Source organism: Glycomyces niveus (assembly GCF_017592475.1).
In the GTDB taxonomy this organism is placed as follows: domain Bacteria; phylum Actinomycetota; class Actinomycetes; order Mycobacteriales; family Micromonosporaceae; genus Glycomyces; species Glycomyces niveus.
The window spans coordinates 523,628-538,747 of record NZ_JAGFNP010000002.1 but is presented as its reverse complement, the minus strand read 5'-3'; the positions used below and the strand labels follow the sequence as shown (position 1 = coordinate 538,747).

The window sequence follows — 15,120 nt, the reverse complement described above, 5'->3', positions numbered from 1 at the left end:
AGGGGACCGCATCAGCCGTCGACCTGTCACCGGAGCACCACCATGACCGACCGCACGTTCGCCTCCCGCCACATCGGCACCAGCAGCGCCGACCAGGACGCCATGCTCAAGACCGTCGGCCAACCCAGCCTCGACGCCCTCATGGACGCCTGCATGCCCGCCCTCATCCGCTCACGCGACGGCCTCGCCCTCCCCGCCGCCGTCTCAGAGACCCAGGCCCAGGCCGAACTCGCCGCCCTCGCCGCCCAGAACCGCCCCGCCCGCTCCATGATCGGCCTCGGCTACCACGGCACCCACACCCCCGCCGTCATCCGCCGCAACGTCCTCGAGAACCCCTCCTGGTACACCGCGTACACCCCCTACCAGGCCGAGATCTCCCAAGGCCGCCTCGAAGCCCTCCTCAACTTCCAGACCATGTGCACCGACCTCACCGGCCTCGACGTCGCCGGCGCCAGCCTCCTCGACGAAGCCACCGCCGCCGCCGAAGCCATGCTCCTCGCCCGCCGCGCCGCATCCTCGGCGAAGCTTGCGAGCCGTGAATCGGCACAGCGGCATACCGGCGACGTCTTCGCCGTCGACCAGCGCGTCCTCCCGCAGACCCTCGCCGTCCTGCGCACCCGCGCCGAACCGGTCGGCATCACCCTCGCCGTCGCCGACCTCACCGACCCCGCCGCGCTCCCCGAAGGCGCCTTCGGCATCCTCGTCCAGTACCCCGGCGCCGACGGCACCGTCCACGACTGGACCCCCGCCATCGAGGCCGCGCACGCGGCGGGCGCGCTCGTCACCGTCGCCGCCGACCTGCTCGCGCTGGCGCTGCTGGCCTCGCCGGGCGAACTCGGCGCCGACATCGCCGTCGGCTCGACCCAGCGGTTCGGCATGCCCATGGGCTTCGGCGGCCCGCACGCCGGGTACATGGCCGTGCGCGACCGCCTGCAGCGCCAGCTGCCCGGCCGCCTCGTCGGCGTCTCCCGCGACTCGGCCGACGCCCCCGCGCTGCGCCTCGCCCTGCAGGCCCGCGAGCAGCACATCCGCCGCGAGAAGGCCACGAGCAACATCTGCACCGCGCAGGTCCTCCCGGCGGTCATCGCCGCCTCGTACGCGGTGTGGCACGGCCCCGAAGGCCTGCGCGGCATCGCCGAGCACGCCGCCGGCCAGGCCTCGCGCCTCGCCGCGTCCCTCACGCAGGCCGGCATCGACCTCGCGGGGTCCGCGTTCTTCGACACCGTCACGGCCGTGGCCCCCGGCCGCGCCGACGACGTGCTCACCGCGGCCGCCGAGCGGGGCGTGAACCTGCACCGGGTCGACGCCGACACCGTCACGATCGCCTGCGACGAGACCACCACCGCGGCCGACCTGGAGGCGGTGTGCGCGGCGTTCGGCATCGCCCTCGCCGCCCCGCCCGCCGCCAACGCGGTCCCGGCCGCACTCCGCCGCGAGTCGGCGTACCTGACCCACCCGGTGTTCACCGCCCACCACTCCGAGACGGCCATGATGCGCTACCTCAAGCGCCTGGCCGACAAGGACTACGGCCTCGACCGCGGCATGATCCCGCTCGGCTCGTGCACCATGAAGCTCAACGCCGCCGCCGAGATGGAGCCCATCTCCTGGCCCGAGTTCGCCGACGTCCACCCCCTCGCCCCCGCCGACCAGACCCGCGGCTGGCAGACCCTCATCGAGCAGCTCGAAGGCTGGCTCGCCGACGTGTGCGGGTACGCGGCCGTCTCCGTCCAGCCCAACGCCGGCTCCCAAGGCGAACTCGCCGGGCTCCTCGCCATCCGCGCCTGGCAGCACGACCGCGGCGAGACCGACCGCGACCTGTGCCTCATCCCCGCCAGCGCCCACGGCACCAACGCCGCTTCGGCGGTGCTGGCGGGCATGCGGGTGGTCGTGGTGGCCTGCGACGAGGCCGGGAACGTCGACCTGGCGGACCTGGACGCGAAGATCGCGCAGCACGCGGACCGGTTGGCGGCGCTGATGGTCACGTACCCCTCGACGCACGGGGTGTACGAGGAGACGATCGTCGAGGTGTGCGCGCGGGTCCATGACGCGGGTGGGCAGGTGTACGTCGACGGGGCGAACTTGAACGCGCTGCTGGGGTGGGCGAAGCCGGGCCGGTTCGGGGCGGACGTGTCGCACTTGAACCTGCACAAGACGTTCTGCATTCCGCACGGCGGCGGCGGGCCGGGTGTGGGGCCGGTGGCGGTGGCCGAGCACCTGGTGCCGTTCCTGCCGTCGGATCCGATGGCGGCGGTGGCGGGTCCGGTGGGGCCGGTGTCGCAGGCGCGGTGGGGTTCGGCGGGGATCCTGCAGATTCCGTGGATGTACCTGCGGATGATGGGCGGCGACGGGGTGACGGCGGCGACGGCGTCGGCGGTGCTGGCGGCGAACTATGTGGCGGCGCGGTTGCGCGACCACTTCCCGGTGCTGTACACGGGGGCGCACGGGCTCGTCGCGCACGAGTGCATCCTCGATCTGCGGGAGCTTTCGAAGGTGTCGGGGGTGACGGTGGAGGACGTGGCGAAGCGGTTGATCGACTACGGGTTCCATGCGCCGACGATGTCGTTCCCGGTGGCGGGGACGCTGATGGTGGAGCCGACGGAGTCGGAGGACCTGGCGGAGCTGGACCGGTTCTGCGAGGCGATGATCGCGATCCGGGCCGAGATCGACGCGGTGGCGTCGGGTGCGGTCGCGGTGGAGGATTCGGCGCTGCGGGCGGCCCCGCACACTGCAGCGGTGGTCACGTCGGAGGCGTGGGGCCGGGCGTATTCGCGTGCGGAGGCGGCCTGGCCCGCCGGGGTGACGGCCGCGAAGTACTGGCCGCCGGTGGGGCGCATCGACAATGCGTGGGGGGACCGGAACCTGGCGTGCACGTGCCCGCCGATCGAGGCGTTCGGGGAGTAGCCGAACCTAAGCCCCGCTCACCACAGTGGGCGGGGCTTGCGGCAGGGGCTTTACACTGGGCGCCGACGATTCCCCCCCAGGAGTGAAGCTGATGGTTTTCGGTACCACGCACAAGGTGAGGTCGCACCGGCTCGGGCGGCGGCGCAAGAAGGGCGGCAACCGCATGGTGGTGGCCCCCTGGATCGTGATCACTCTCGTGTGCGTGCTCGTGGCGGCCGGTTTGACCTGGGGTTTCGTGGCGTTGATGCGGGCGGGTTGCTCGGGGGAGGTGTACCGGGTGACGATCGCGGCCGCGCCGAGTGTGGCCGGGACGCTGGAGGATGCGGCGCAGGCGTGGGAGGCGACGCAGCCGGAGGCCTCGACGGGGCAGTGCATCGGCGCCAGTGTCCGCGAGGTCGCGCCCGATGCGGCGTCGCGGGGGATGAGCGGGGACTGGGACGAGAAGTCGCTGGGGCCGCGGCCGATCGCGTGGGCGCCGGATTCGCAGGCGTGGTCGGCGTGGCTGGCGTCGAACGAGACGACGGCCGGGATCGTGGCCGCCGAGCCGATCGTGCTCGGCCAGGCCACGTCGGTGCTGGCGGTGGCGGAGTCGAAGGCGGCCGAGCTGGGCTGGGTCGGGGGCGAGCCGCCGGCGTGGTCGGCGGTGGTGGACGCGGTCGAGGCGGGGTCGATCAGTCTGGCGGCGGCGAACCCGCGGACCTCGACCGAGGGGTTCGTGGCGATGCTCAACGCGGCCGGGGACGGCTCGGGTGGGTTCTCCGAGGAGGCGATGGCCGCCTGGAAGGCCGGGACCGGCAGCGGCGCGCTCGTCGACGGCGCGGGCGAGCCGCTGGCCGCCTACGCCGAGGCCCCGGACCCGACCCGGGTGGTCACGGCTCTGGACTACCAGGTGGAGGAGTTCAACGTCGAGAACGCGCCCGCCGATCCGCTGGTGCCGATCACGCCCGCCGGTTCGAGTGTGAGCGCGGTGGCGACGTACCAGGTGCTGGGCGGGGGCTGGGTCTCGGACTCGGACGCGAGCATCGCCGAGGCGTTCGGCGCCTACCTGGAGGACGCGGTGGCCTCGGGCGAGTTCGACGACGCCGACCTGCGGGCCGTGGACGATCCCGCGGCGGCGCTCGCGGCGACGTCCCCGGAGACCGTCGGCCAGGCGGTGCGGACCTGGCAGGTGGGCCGGGAGGACCTGCACGTGCTGTTCCTGGTGGACCGGTCGACGTCGAGCGACAACGAGACGGTGAGCTACGGCGGGGAGGACCTGACCGCCGGGCAGGCGGCGGTGCAGACCGCGATCGCGACGGTGGGGGAGATGGCCTCGACCTACCGGGTCGGGGTGTGGGAGTACGGGGTCGGCGCGGGCGATGGTGAACCGTACCGGCAGGTCACCGGGTTGACCGAACTGTCCGACGAGGGCCGCGAGACGGTCGAGAACGACCTGTACGCCGTCTCGGAGAACTCGTATGACGGCGGCGCGCCCCTGTACGACACGCTGCTCGCGGCCAGCGCGTTCATGAACGGCGAGGCCGCCGACGGGGCGGTGAGCGTGATCGTGGTGCTGACGAACAGCAGCCAGGACGACGTGAGCGAGGGGTCCGCGGAGGATACGGCGGGGCAGTTGGAGGGGCCGACGGTGGTGTACACGGTCGGGTTCGGGGACACCGATCCGCAGCAGTTGACGACCTTGGCGACCGCGACGGGCGGGGCGTTCGTGCAGGCGCCTGACGACGGCGGGGTCCTCGCTTCGATCGGCGGCTGACCGGGCCTGGTGAGGTGGCCCACACGGTTCGGGGAGTGGGGTCGGGCGCGGCGATACTTGGATCATGACCGACTTCCGTGCCGTCCCGCCCGCGCCGCCGGGGGTGCCCGCGGCGTGCCGGGACCGCCTGGTGGAGGTCGACCGGCTCGAGTGGCGGCTGGGCGACGGGGGCGATCCGGCGGCGCTGGCCGCGGCGTTCCGGGCCCGGTTCGCGGGGGCGCATTCGGGGGAGGACGGGTCGGTCTGCGGTGTGGCCGTGCTGTTGTCGGCGGCGGCGGGCGCGGTGATGGTCGGCGGTGCGACCGGTGCGCCGAGTCCGGTGCCGGCGGTCCCTGACCTGGTGCTGGTCGCGTATGCGCACGGGCCGGTGCGTGGGCCGGCGCCGCTGGGGGCGTTCCATGTGGGGCCGTGGGCGGCGTCGTGGTCGCCGTCCGATCACGCGAAGGCCGTCGCTTTGGTGCAGGAGGCGATCGGGCGCGGCGACGTCTATGTGGCGAACGTGGTCGGGCACCGGCGGGCGTCGTGGTCGGGGGATCCGGCGGCGATCGCGCACGCGGCGTCCACTGTGGCCGGTGCGTCGTGGGGCGGGGTGCTCTCCGGCGAGGACTGGCTGGTCGCGTCCGGTTCCCCTGAGTGCTTCCTGACCGCCGATGCGACCGCGGCGGCGACGTATCCGATCAAGGGCACCGCGCCGGCCACGCCGGAGGGCCGGGTGGCGCTGCTGGCCTCGGTGAAGGAGCGGGCCGAGCACGTCATGATCGTCGACCTCGAGCGCAACGACCTCGCGCAGGTGGCCGCGCCCGGCACGGTCGCGGTCAAGGACCTGTTCCACATCGGCCGGTGGGCCGGGCTGTGGCAGGCCGAGTCGACTGTGACGGCCGACCTGGCGCCGGGGACCGGTTTCGACGACCTGCTGCGGGCGATGTGCCCGCCCGGGTCGGTCACGGGCGCGCCGAAACTCGCCGTCCTCGACCTCGTGGGCGGGCTGGAGCCGGTGGGCCGCGGTCCGGCGATGGGCGCCTTCGGGTTCCTGTGCGGGGACGAGGTGCGACTGGGCGTCACGATCCGCACGGTCGCCCTCGACGCCGAGCACGCCCACGTCTGGTCGGGCGGGGGCATCACGTGGCGGTCCGATCCGGAAGCGGAAGTGGCCGAAGCCGAGGCGAAGGCCGCCGGCGTGGCCGCGGCGCTCGGGGCGTTAACGACCGGGCGGAGCGCCAGATCGCGAGGGTCTGCTCTTTCGCCTGCTCGCGCAGCGCATCGGGCCACTCGGCGCGGTAGAGGCGCAGGCGCGGCGTCGAGGAGTCGAGCTCGACCACGCAGCCGAGCGCCATCGGCGGGTCGGGGTGGACGCGACGCAGCCACACGGTCCCGGCATTGCCGTCGTCGCCGCTCACTTGGATAGTGCGATGTTCCAATTGGAACTGCCCTAGGATTTTCGGCTCGCTCATGCCCGAGTCCTCACCGCTTGTGTCCCACCGTTCAAAGGAGCCGCGGCGGACTCGTGTCAGCGAATCGCCCGCGCGGGGCCCGCTTCAATCTTTCCCACGCTCGTGCAGCCGTGTCAATACCCGATCCGACACCTGCGAGGGTGAACTCCATTGGGAGCGGTCCATTGCGGAGGGCGCGCACGAACCGGTACGTCACCCGTCCGGGTGTGTCAAGCTGGTGGACGTGAGCGATGACGAGGATTTCAACGACATAGCCGAAGCCGCCTTCGACCTGGCCCGCGCCGGCGAGGCCGAGCGACTGGTCCGCTTCGTCGAGACCGGCCTCCCGGTCGACCTGGTGAACGGCTCGGGCGACTCCCTGCTGATGCTGGCCGCCTACCACGGGCATGCCGACACGGTGCGCGCCCTCATCAAGGCCGGGGCCGATGTGGAGCGACGCAACGACCGCGACCAGTCCCCGCTGGCCGGAGCGGTCTTCAAGGACTACAAGGACGTCGTCGCCGTCCTCCTCGACGCCGGCGCCGACCCCGACGCGGGCACGCCCTCGGCGCGCCAGATCGCCGCCATGTTCGACCGCGACATCTTCAAGTAGGTCAGAGGGCCTGCATGCCCTGCGGCAGCCGCCCCCAGGCGTGCAGGTCCGTCAGATGCGCCTCCAGGGTCGCCGCGAACGCCCCCGCCGCCTTCGTCAACGGCGCCTCCCGGCGCGCGGCGAGCGCGATCGTCCGGCTCGCCCCCGGCGGCGCCAGCGGCGTCGCCCGCAATCCCGGACGGCCCGCCGCGATCATCGCCGGCAGCAGCGCGATCCCCAGCCCCGCCTCCACGAGCGAGGCCACCGCGTCCGTCGCGCCCCCGTCGACGCCCATGCGCGGCGTGAACCCCGCCGCCTCGCACGTCGCGATCGTCAAGTCCCTGAGGTCATAGCCGTGCGCGGGCAGCACGAACGCCTGCTCCCGCAACTGCTGCAGCCCGATGTAGCCCTGCCGGGTCAGCGGCGGCAGGTGCGCCGCCGAGGCCACCACGAGCGCCTCGGACAGCAGGGGCTGCACGCTGAGCCCGGCGTCCTCGGCCATGTCGCCCACCGTGAACGCCAGGTCGAGGTCCCCCGCCGTCAGATGGTCGGTCAGCGGCCCCGAACCGTCCTCGGTCAACGTCACCGTCACCCCCGGATGCGACTCCAGGTAGCGCGTCAGCAGCGGCGCGATCAGCCACGAGCACAGCGACGGCGTCGCCCCCAGCCGCAGATGCCCCGCCCGCACCGCGAGCACGTCGTCGATGTCCGAGCGGGCCGCCGTCACCGCCGCCGTGATCCGCCGCGCGTGCGGCAGGAGCGTCTGCCCCGCGTCGGTCAACTCGATCCGCCCCCGCGCCCGCGTGAACAAGGGCGCGCCGAGCTCCGCCTCGAGCGCCTGGATCTGCTTGCTCAATGACGGTTGTGTCACACCGAGTTCTTCAGCCGCATGAGTGAAATGCCGGGTTTGTGCGACAGCGAGGAAGGCCTGGAGTTGCTGCGGACGCATCTTCATAACCTAACGGCATCAAAGAGCGCCACGCCATGAATTGGACCCGTGACCCGCATCGCGTCTAGCCTCTGGACGTGTCTACGGATTTGCAGAACCGCCCCGCCGCGAGGCCGGGCACACGCGCCCGAAAGCCCCAGGGACCGTGGCGTTCCAACATCGGCCTCAAGATCGCCATGGCGGTCTCCGGCATCCTCCTCGTGCTCTTCCTCGTCGCCCACATGGCCGGCAACCTGCACGTGTTCGAGGGCCGCGCATCGATGAACGAATACGCCCACGGCCTGCGCACCTTCGGGGAGCCCCTGCTGCCCCACGAGAGCCTCCTGTGGGTCCTGCGCATCGGCCTCATCGCCGCCGCCGCCGTCCACATCTGGACCGCCGTCGTCCTCACCCGCCGCGCCCTGGCCGCCCGCCCCGTGCGCTACGCCTCCAAGAAGCCCGCCAAGGGCGAATCCCGCCACGCCGCCGCCACCATGCGCTGGGGCGCCGCCGTCGTCTTCCTGTTCATCATCTGGCACCTCCTCGACCTGACCTTCCGCACGGTCAACCCCGTCAAGGACGTCCCCGACGCCTACGGCGCCGTCGTCGCCACCTTCAGCCCCGAGCGCTGGCCGGTCACCGTGTTCTACCTGCTGGCCCTGCTCGCCCTGTTCTTCCACCTGCGCCACGGCATCTGGTCGGCCGTGCAGACCATCGCCGGCCCGAACTCGAAGTGGCGCAAGCGCACGCAGGCGATCGGCCTCGCCGTCGCCCTCATCGTCGTCCTGGGGTTCGCCATCGTGCCCCTGTCGGTCACGTTCGGACTGGTGAAGTGATATGAGCACTGACTACTACCGCGACGGCGAGGCCGTCGCGGACGCCAAGGCCCCCGCCGGGCCCATCAACGAGCGCTGGGAGAAGCGCCGCTTCTCCGGCCGCCTCGTCAACCCCGCCAACCGCCGCAAGCTCCGCGTCATCGTCGTCGGCACCGGCCTCGCCGGCGCCTCCGCCGCCGCGACCCTCGGCGAGCTCGGCTACCGCGTCGCCAACTACTGCTTCCAGGACTCGTCCCGGCGCGCCCACTCCATCGCCGCGCAAGGCGGCATCAACGCCGCCAAGAACTACCGCAACGACGGCGACAGCGTCCACCGCCTGTTCTACGACACCGTCAAGGGCGGCGACTTCCGCTCCCGCGAGTCGAACGTGCACCGCCTCGCCGAGATCTCCACCGAGATCATCGACCAGTGCGTCGCCCAAGGCGTCCCCTTCGCCCGCGAATACGGCGGCCTGCTCGACAACCGCTCCTTCGGCGGCGCGCAGGTCTCGCGCACCTTCTACGCCCGCGGCCAGACCGGCCAGCAGCTGCTGCTCGGCGCCTACCAGGCCCTGCAGCGCCAGGTCGCCGCCGGCACGGTCGACCTGCACACCCGCCACGAGATGCTCGAGCTCATCATCGTCGACGGCAAGGCCCGCGGCATCGTCGTGCGCGACCTCGTGACGGGCGCGATCTCCACCGAGCTGGCCGACGCCGTCGTCCTCGCCACCGGCGGCTACGGCAACGTCTACTTCCTGTCGACGAACGCCATGGGCTGCAACGTCACCGCCGGATGGCGCGCACACCGCAAGGGCGCCTACTTCGCCAACCCCTGCTACACCCAGATCCACCCGACCTGCATCCCGCAGTCCGGCGAGCACCAGTCCAAGCTCACGCTCATGTCCGAGAGCCTGCGCAACGACGGCCGCGTCTGGGTCCCGAAGCAGAAGGGCGACGACCGCCACCCCGCCGACATCCCCGAGGACGAGCGCGACTACTACCTCGAGCGCCGCTACCCGGCCTTCGGCAACCTCGTGCCCCGCGACATCGCCTCGCGCGCCGCCAAGGTCGTCTGCGACGAAGGCCACGGCGTCGGCCCCGGCGGCCTGGGCGTCTACCTCGACTTCGCCGCCGCCATCGAACGCCTCGGCCGCAAGGCCGTCGAAGCCAAGTACGGCAACCTGTTCGACATGTACGAGCGCATCACCGGCGAGAACCCGTACGAGCGACCCATGCGCATCTACCCGGCCGTGCACTACACCATGGGCGGCCTGTGGGTCGACTACGACCTGTCCTCGAACATCCCCGGCCTGTTCGTGACCGGCGAGGCGAACTTCTCCGACCACGGCGCCAACCGCCTGGGCGCCTCCGCGCTCATGCAGGGCCTCTCGGACGGCTACTTCGTCCTGCCCAACACCATCTCCGACTACCTCGCCGACGGCCCCTTCGAAGCCGTCGACGAGACCCACGAGGCCGTCGTCGCCGCCCGCAAGGAAGTCGACGACCGCATCGCGTTCTTCCTCGGCAACGACGGCGACCGCACCGTCGACTCCTTCCACCGCGAACTCGGCAGGATCATGTGGGAGTACTGCGGCATGGAGCGCACCGACGAAGGCCTGCGCAAGGCCATCGGCCTCATCCGCGGCCTCAAGGACGAGTTCTACCGCCGCGTCAAGGTCACCGGGAAGAACGAGCAGCTCAACCAGGAACTCGAGAAGGCCGGCCGCGTCGCCGACTTCCTCGAGCTCGGCGAGCTCATGTGCATCGACGCCCTCCACCGCACCGAATCGTGCGGCGGCCACTTCCGCGCCGAGTCCCAGACCGAGGACGGCGAGGCCAAGCGCGACGACGAGCAGTTCTCCTACGTCGCGGCCTGGGAGTTCGGGGAGGACGGGCCCGTCCTCCACAAGGAAGCCCTCGAATTCGAATACGTCAAGCCCACCCAACGGAGCTACAAGTGAAGCTGTCTCTGCGAATCTGGCGCCAGAGCGACGCCCAAGCCCAGGGCAAGATGGTCTCCTACGAGATCGACGAGGTCTCCGAGGACGCCTCCTTCCTGGAGATGCTCGACGTGCTCAACGAACGCCTCATCAGCGAGGGCGAAGACCCCGTCGCGTTCGACCACGACTGCCGCGAAGGCATCTGCGGCGCCTGCTCCCTCGTGATCGACGGCCAGCCTCACGGCCCGCAGGCCGCCACCACGACCTGCCAGCTGCACATGCGCAAGTTCAAGGACGGCGACTCGATCGACATCGAGCCCTGGCGGGCCGGCGCGTTCCCGGTCATCAAGGACCTCGTCGTCGACCGCAGCGCCTTCGACCGCATCATCCAGGCCGGCGGGTACATCTCCGCGCCCACCGGGACCGCCCCGGACGCCCACGCCGTCCCGATCCCCAAGCAGGACGCCGACGCCGCCTTCAGCGCCGCCGCGTGCATCGGCTGCGGCGCCTGCGTCGCCGCCTGCCCCAACGGCTCCGGCATGCTCTTCATGGGCGCCAAGGTCACTCACCTCGGCCTCATGCCCCAAGGCCAGCCCGAACGCCACACGCGCGTCCTCGGCATGGTCGCCGCCCACGACGAGGCCGGCTTCGGCGGGTGCACCAACACCGGCGAATGCGCCGCCGCGTGCCCCAAGGAGATCGGACTCGACGTCATCGGCAAGCTCAACCGCGACTTCCGCAAGGCCGCCATCCGCGCCGCCTAGCCCCAGCCGCATGAAGAAGCCCCCCGGCGCTGGCCGGGGGGCTTCTCGCTTTCACCTGCCCCGCGTGAGCGGGGAGACCCAGGGGGCTATACGCCCCACGTGAGCGGGTAATGCCGCCCCATGTAAACAACGACCCGGACGCCCCGAGGTCGCGCCGCCTCGCCGTGACCCGCGTCTCTCTTCGGAAACCTTGCGGTTGACGCAGCGTCAGCCAATACCGTCGAACCCGCACCACGAACGAAGGAGCGCGGCACATGGACGTCTGGACGACCGCCGAGGTCGCCCGCCTGGCCGGCGTCTCAGCGCGCACCCTGCGCCACTACGACGCCATCGGCCTGCTCGAACCGGCCTCCCACGGCCACGGCGGCCTGCGCCGCTACGGCCGGCCCGAACTGCTGCGCCTGCAGCAGATCCTCCTGTTCAAACGCCTCGGGCTGCGCCTGGACACCGTCGCGTCGATCCTCGAGGGCGACCTCGAACCCGTCGCCGCCCTCCGGCGCCACGCCGCCGAGCTCGACGCCGAACGCTCCCGCCTCGACCGCCTCGCGGCCACCGTCGCCGCCACCATCCGACAACTCGAAGGAGGCCAGCCCATGGCACCCGAAACCTGGTTCAGCGGACTCGACCCCGCCACCGAAGCCCAGCACCGCGACGAAGCCCGCCGACGCTGGGGCCAAGCCGTCGTCGAACGCGCCTGGACCACCCTCCAGGCACTCTCCCCCGAAGCCCGCCGCGCCATCCCCGAGGCCTTCAACGACATCAACACCCGACTCGCCGCCCACCACGCCGCCGGCGCACCCACCGACGACCCCGCCGTCCAGGCCGTCACCGCCGACCACTACCGCCTCATCGCCGCCCACTGGGGCGACGATCCCACCGCCGAGGCCTACCGCGGCCTCGGCGCCCTCTACACCGACGACCCCCGCTTCAAGGCGACCTACGACCAGGTCGGCGACGGCTTCGCCGACTACATGCGGGCCGCGATGGACGCCTACGCCGACGCGAACCTGTAGCGGCGCGACCGGGGCGGCCCGATCGGGCCGTCCCTGCACGCTCGCTCCGCTAAGGTGGGCCGCATGCGCGGAACCGGGATCCTCTACGACTGGTATGCGAAGCGGTTGCGCCGCAAGCTCAGCGGCGGGCCGCTGCCGCGGCATGTGGCCGTCGCGATGGACGGCAACCGGCGCTGGGCCCGCCAGCAGGGGTTCGACGACCCCGGCATCGGCCACCGCTACGGCGCCGAGCACCTCGACGACCTCCTCGACTGGTGCGCCGCGATCGGCATCGCCCACGTCACCGTCTACGTCGCCTCCAACGACAACCTCGTCAAACGCGGCAGCGGTGAGATCGCGCACCTGATGGCGATGATCGAGTCCATCGTGGCCGAACGCCTCATGGAACCGGGCAACCGGTGGCGGCTGCACCTCGCCGGGCACCTCGACCACCTGCCCGACTCGACCGCGCACGCCCTCAAGACCGCCTGCGAGGCCACCCGCCGACGCACCGGCGGCCACCTGACGATCGCCATCGGCTACGACGGCCAGTCCGAGATCGTCGACGCCGTCAGGGCCCTCCTGGAGACCGAAGCGGCCCAAGGCACCACCGTCTCCGACCTCGCCGCGCGCCTGACCGCCGCCGACATCGGCGCTCACCGGTACACCCCCGACCTGCCCGAGGCCGACCTCATCATCCGCACCAGCGGCGAGCGGCGCCTCTCGAGCTTCCTGCTGTGGCAGTCGGCGGGCGCCGAGCTCTACTTCTGCGACGTGTACTGGCCCGGCTTCCGGCACGTCGACTTCCTGCGGGCGCTGCGCGACTACGCGCGGCGCCGCGCCTCCTAAGCCGTCCAGGGCGGGGTCATCTTCGCGTTCTCCTTGCCGGGCATGTACGCCCGCATCCCGGCCGGGCCGGTGCAGATCGCGGTGAACCCCCCCTGTCCGGGCGTGAACTGGCGGGCGGCGTCGGCGGCGATGACGACGGTGTCGCCCGCGGCCAGCTCGGCCGAGTCCTCGCCGACGGTCACCGCGACGGTGCCGGCCAGGACGGTCCAGACCTGCTCGGCGTCGATGTGGTGCACGGGACCGGCGGTGCCGGCCGCGGCCTCGACCTTCCAGACCGGCGCGGCCGCGCCGCCCAGGTCGGGGGAGGCGAAGGTGGTCATGACCGCCGCGGGGGTCTCGGAGCGGCGGGATTCGGTGCTGCGGACGATACGCAAGAGGAGTCTCCTAAGATGGACAACGTGGTTACCCATATAGTAAACCAGGTTGTCTACCATGGCTGAACCGACCCCCGGCTACGAACTCCCGCTGCAGCTCTTCGCCGCCTTCCGCGCCATCATCGACGCCGCCCACGCCGACCTTGCCCGCCACGGCCACGCCGGCGTCAAACCCCTCCACGGTTTCGTCTTCCAGGCCATCGGCGCCCGCGGCACCACCGCCGTCGAACTCGGCGCCCGCCTCGGCGTCAGCAAGCAGGCCGCCGGCAAGACCATCGCCAACCTCGAGAAACAGGGTTACGTCGAACGCGCCGCCGACCCGGACGACGCCCGCCGCAAACTCGTGCGCCTCACCGCCAAAGGCCTCGACGTCCTCGCCGTCTCCGCCCGCAGCTTCGACGCCGTCCAAGCCCGCTGGGCCGAGGCCATCGGCCCCGAACGCCTCGCCGCCCTCCACGCCGACCTGCGCACCCTCGCCCCCGGCGACCACTTCCGACTCGACGCCCCCGGCTGGTTCGGCACCGACCGCTGACACCGCCTCAGCGGCGGTCGCCGTGGACGGCGATGAACCGCGTGGCCGCGACCACCAGCGGCTCGTGCTCGGCCGCCGCGTGCCGCGTGCGCAGCCGCTCGCACAGCTCCGCCAGCGCGGTCGCCAGGTCGGTGAGGATCGGGCCCTGCTTGCCGGTGGCGGTGAGCGCCATGAGCATCGCGAGCCAGGCCGGGCCGTGGTCGCGGAAGTTCAGGTGGAGGTTCCGCTCGCCGAGGCGGTCGGCGGCGGTGAGCAGGTAGTGCACTTCGGTCGCGATGCGCCAGGCGAGGTTCGGGTGCGTCGGCGCGAGCGCGTCGATCGCCGGTTCGGCCGAGTGGAGGGCGACGGCGGCCAGGCCCGGGTCGCAGCGGGCGCTGATCGTCGCCGGCGCGTCCCGCCCGGCCGGGTCGGGGCAGAGCCGGTCGATCAGGCGCGGGTCGAGGAACGCGCCCATGCGCATCGCCGTCTCCAGGGCCGCCCTGAACGTCAACGGGATCGGCGCCGTGGGCGGCGCGGTGCCGGGGAAGTGGCGGGCGAGGAGGTCGGCCGCGCCTTTGGCGTGCGAGGCCCTCCCGGCGGCCGCGTGGAGAGCGGCGGCCAGGCGCAGGCTGTCGCGCAGCAGATCGGCGGTGCCGTCGAGTCCGATCTCCTTGGCGCCGAATCCGCCGGGGTCGGCGTGGCGGGCGGCGATGAGCATGCGCGCGGCCTGGTCGGCGGCCCCGACCGCGAGATCGGGGTCGGCGGCGCGGGCGTAGACGCGCGCGGCCCGCGCGATCGCGTCGCCCAGTGTCGCGAAGCCCGGGCTGCCCGGTTCGGCCGCGTCCACATCGTCGAACAGTCCCAACGCGGCGTCGGCCTCGGTCGCGGCGGTCAGCAGCCGCCCGGCGGCGACGGCGGCCTCGGCCAGGTCGAGGCGCGCGGCGGCCCGCTCCACCGGCCCCGCTTGGAGTCCGGCGGTGATCGCCACCCGCTCACGTTGCGCCGCATACGCTTCGGCGACCTCGCCGACGGCGGTGTGCGAGGCGGCGAGGTCGGTGAGGAGGTCGGCGAAGTCGCTGCGGGTGCCCCGGTCCTCGGGGTGCACGGCCAGGCAGCCGCGGAACTCGGCTTCGGCGTGCGCGTAGACCGCAAGGGCGCCTTGATGGTTGCCCGCGGCCGCCAGCTTCGCGGCATCGCGGTGCGTCCGTCGGGCGTGGCGCCGATTGGGCATGCGGGCTCCTCAATGAGGGATCGAGGCGCGCGCCGCCGGTT

The 15,120-nt window shown here is 72.3% G+C and carries 13 protein-coding genes; 10 read left to right on the top strand and 3 right to left on the bottom strand.

What is annotated here, in order from left to right; translation table 11 throughout:
• Nucleotides 1-42: 42 nt before the first annotated feature.
• The 4 genes from gcvP (at nt 43) to J5V16_RS25405 (ending at nt 6,697) form a co-directional block, all read left to right on the top strand.
• Entirely contained in the window at nt 43-2,901 is a 2,859-nt protein-coding gene (gcvP, locus tag J5V16_RS05455) for an aminomethyl-transferring glycine dehydrogenase (protein ID WP_208495041.1), read from the top strand.
• 91 nt (nt 2,902-2,992) lie between these two features.
• Nucleotides 2,993-4,654, top strand: a complete 1,662-nt coding sequence (locus J5V16_RS05450; RefSeq protein WP_208495040.1) for a VWA domain-containing protein — start codon at nt 2,993-2,995, stop codon at nt 4,652-4,654.
• Between the two features lie 64 nt (nt 4,655-4,718).
• The gene (locus J5V16_RS05445; RefSeq protein ID WP_208495039.1) at nt 4,719-6,059 is read left to right on the top strand and encodes a chorismate-binding protein; all 1,341 of its coding nucleotides are present in this window, start codon (nt 4,719-4,721) and stop codon (nt 6,057-6,059) included.
• Nucleotides 6,060-6,328: 269 nt separating this feature from the next.
• Complete coding sequence (locus J5V16_RS25405) at nt 6,329-6,697, top strand: ankyrin repeat domain-containing protein (RefSeq protein ID WP_307792866.1); 369 nt, start codon at nt 6,329-6,331, stop codon at nt 6,695-6,697.
• Between the two features lies 1 nt (nt 6,698).
• On the opposite strand, the gene J5V16_RS05435 is transcribed toward J5V16_RS25405, so the two are convergent.
• Nucleotides 6,699-7,631, bottom strand: coding sequence for a LysR family transcriptional regulator (locus tag J5V16_RS05435; RefSeq protein WP_208495037.1), 933 nt, complete (start codon nt 7,629-7,631; stop codon nt 6,699-6,701).
• A gap of 71 nt (nt 7,632-7,702) precedes the next feature.
• Here J5V16_RS05435 and J5V16_RS05430 point away from each other — a divergent pair, with 71 nt between their 5' ends.
• The 5 genes from J5V16_RS05430 (at nt 7,703) to uppS (ending at nt 12,963) form a co-directional block, all read left to right on the top strand.
• On the top strand, nt 7,703-8,440 hold the full coding sequence (locus J5V16_RS05430; protein ID WP_208495036.1) for a succinate dehydrogenase cytochrome b subunit: 738 nt from the start codon (nt 7,703-7,705) through the stop codon (nt 8,438-8,440).
• A gap of 1 nt (nt 8,441) precedes the next feature.
• Nucleotides 8,442-10,379: a fumarate reductase/succinate dehydrogenase flavoprotein subunit gene (locus J5V16_RS05425; RefSeq protein ID WP_208495035.1), complete on the top strand. Its 1,938-nt coding sequence runs from the start codon at nt 8,442-8,444 to the stop codon at nt 10,377-10,379.
• A complete protein-coding gene (locus J5V16_RS05420) occupies nt 10,376-11,122 on the top strand; it encodes a succinate dehydrogenase/fumarate reductase iron-sulfur subunit (RefSeq protein WP_208495034.1) in 747 nt (248 codons plus the stop codon). The genes J5V16_RS05425 and J5V16_RS05420 overlap by 4 nt, the downstream gene beginning before the upstream one ends.
• 254 nt (nt 11,123-11,376) lie before the next feature.
• Nucleotides 11,377-12,135 carry a MerR family transcriptional regulator gene (locus J5V16_RS05415; RefSeq protein ID WP_208495033.1) on the top strand — a complete coding sequence of 253 codons (759 nt, stop codon included), beginning with the start codon at nt 11,377-11,379 and terminating at the stop codon, nt 12,133-12,135.
• A gap of 63 nt (nt 12,136-12,198) precedes the next feature.
• On the top strand, nt 12,199-12,963 hold the full coding sequence (gene uppS / locus J5V16_RS05410; RefSeq protein WP_208495032.1) for a polyprenyl diphosphate synthase: 765 nt from the start codon (nt 12,199-12,201) through the stop codon (nt 12,961-12,963).
• Here the strand turns inward: uppS and J5V16_RS05405 are convergent.
• Nucleotides 12,960-13,337 (bottom strand): cupin domain-containing protein, encoded by a 378-nt coding sequence (locus J5V16_RS05405; RefSeq protein ID WP_208495031.1) that lies wholly within the window; start codon nt 13,335-13,337, stop codon nt 12,960-12,962. The two genes, uppS and J5V16_RS05405, sit on opposite strands and share 4 nt — an antisense overlap.
• Before the next feature lie 58 nt (nt 13,338-13,395).
• Here J5V16_RS05405 and J5V16_RS05400 point away from each other — a divergent pair, with 58 nt between their 5' ends.
• Nucleotides 13,396-13,869, top strand: coding sequence for a MarR family winged helix-turn-helix transcriptional regulator (locus J5V16_RS05400; RefSeq protein ID WP_208495030.1), 474 nt, complete (start codon nt 13,396-13,398; stop codon nt 13,867-13,869).
• A 7-nt stretch (nt 13,870-13,876) separates the two neighbouring features.
• Here the strand turns inward: J5V16_RS05400 and J5V16_RS05395 are convergent, their stop codons facing one another.
• Nucleotides 13,877-15,079, bottom strand: coding sequence for a hypothetical protein (locus J5V16_RS05395; RefSeq protein ID WP_208495029.1), 1,203 nt, complete (start codon nt 15,077-15,079; stop codon nt 13,877-13,879).
• Nucleotides 15,080-15,120 lie beyond the last annotated feature (41 nt).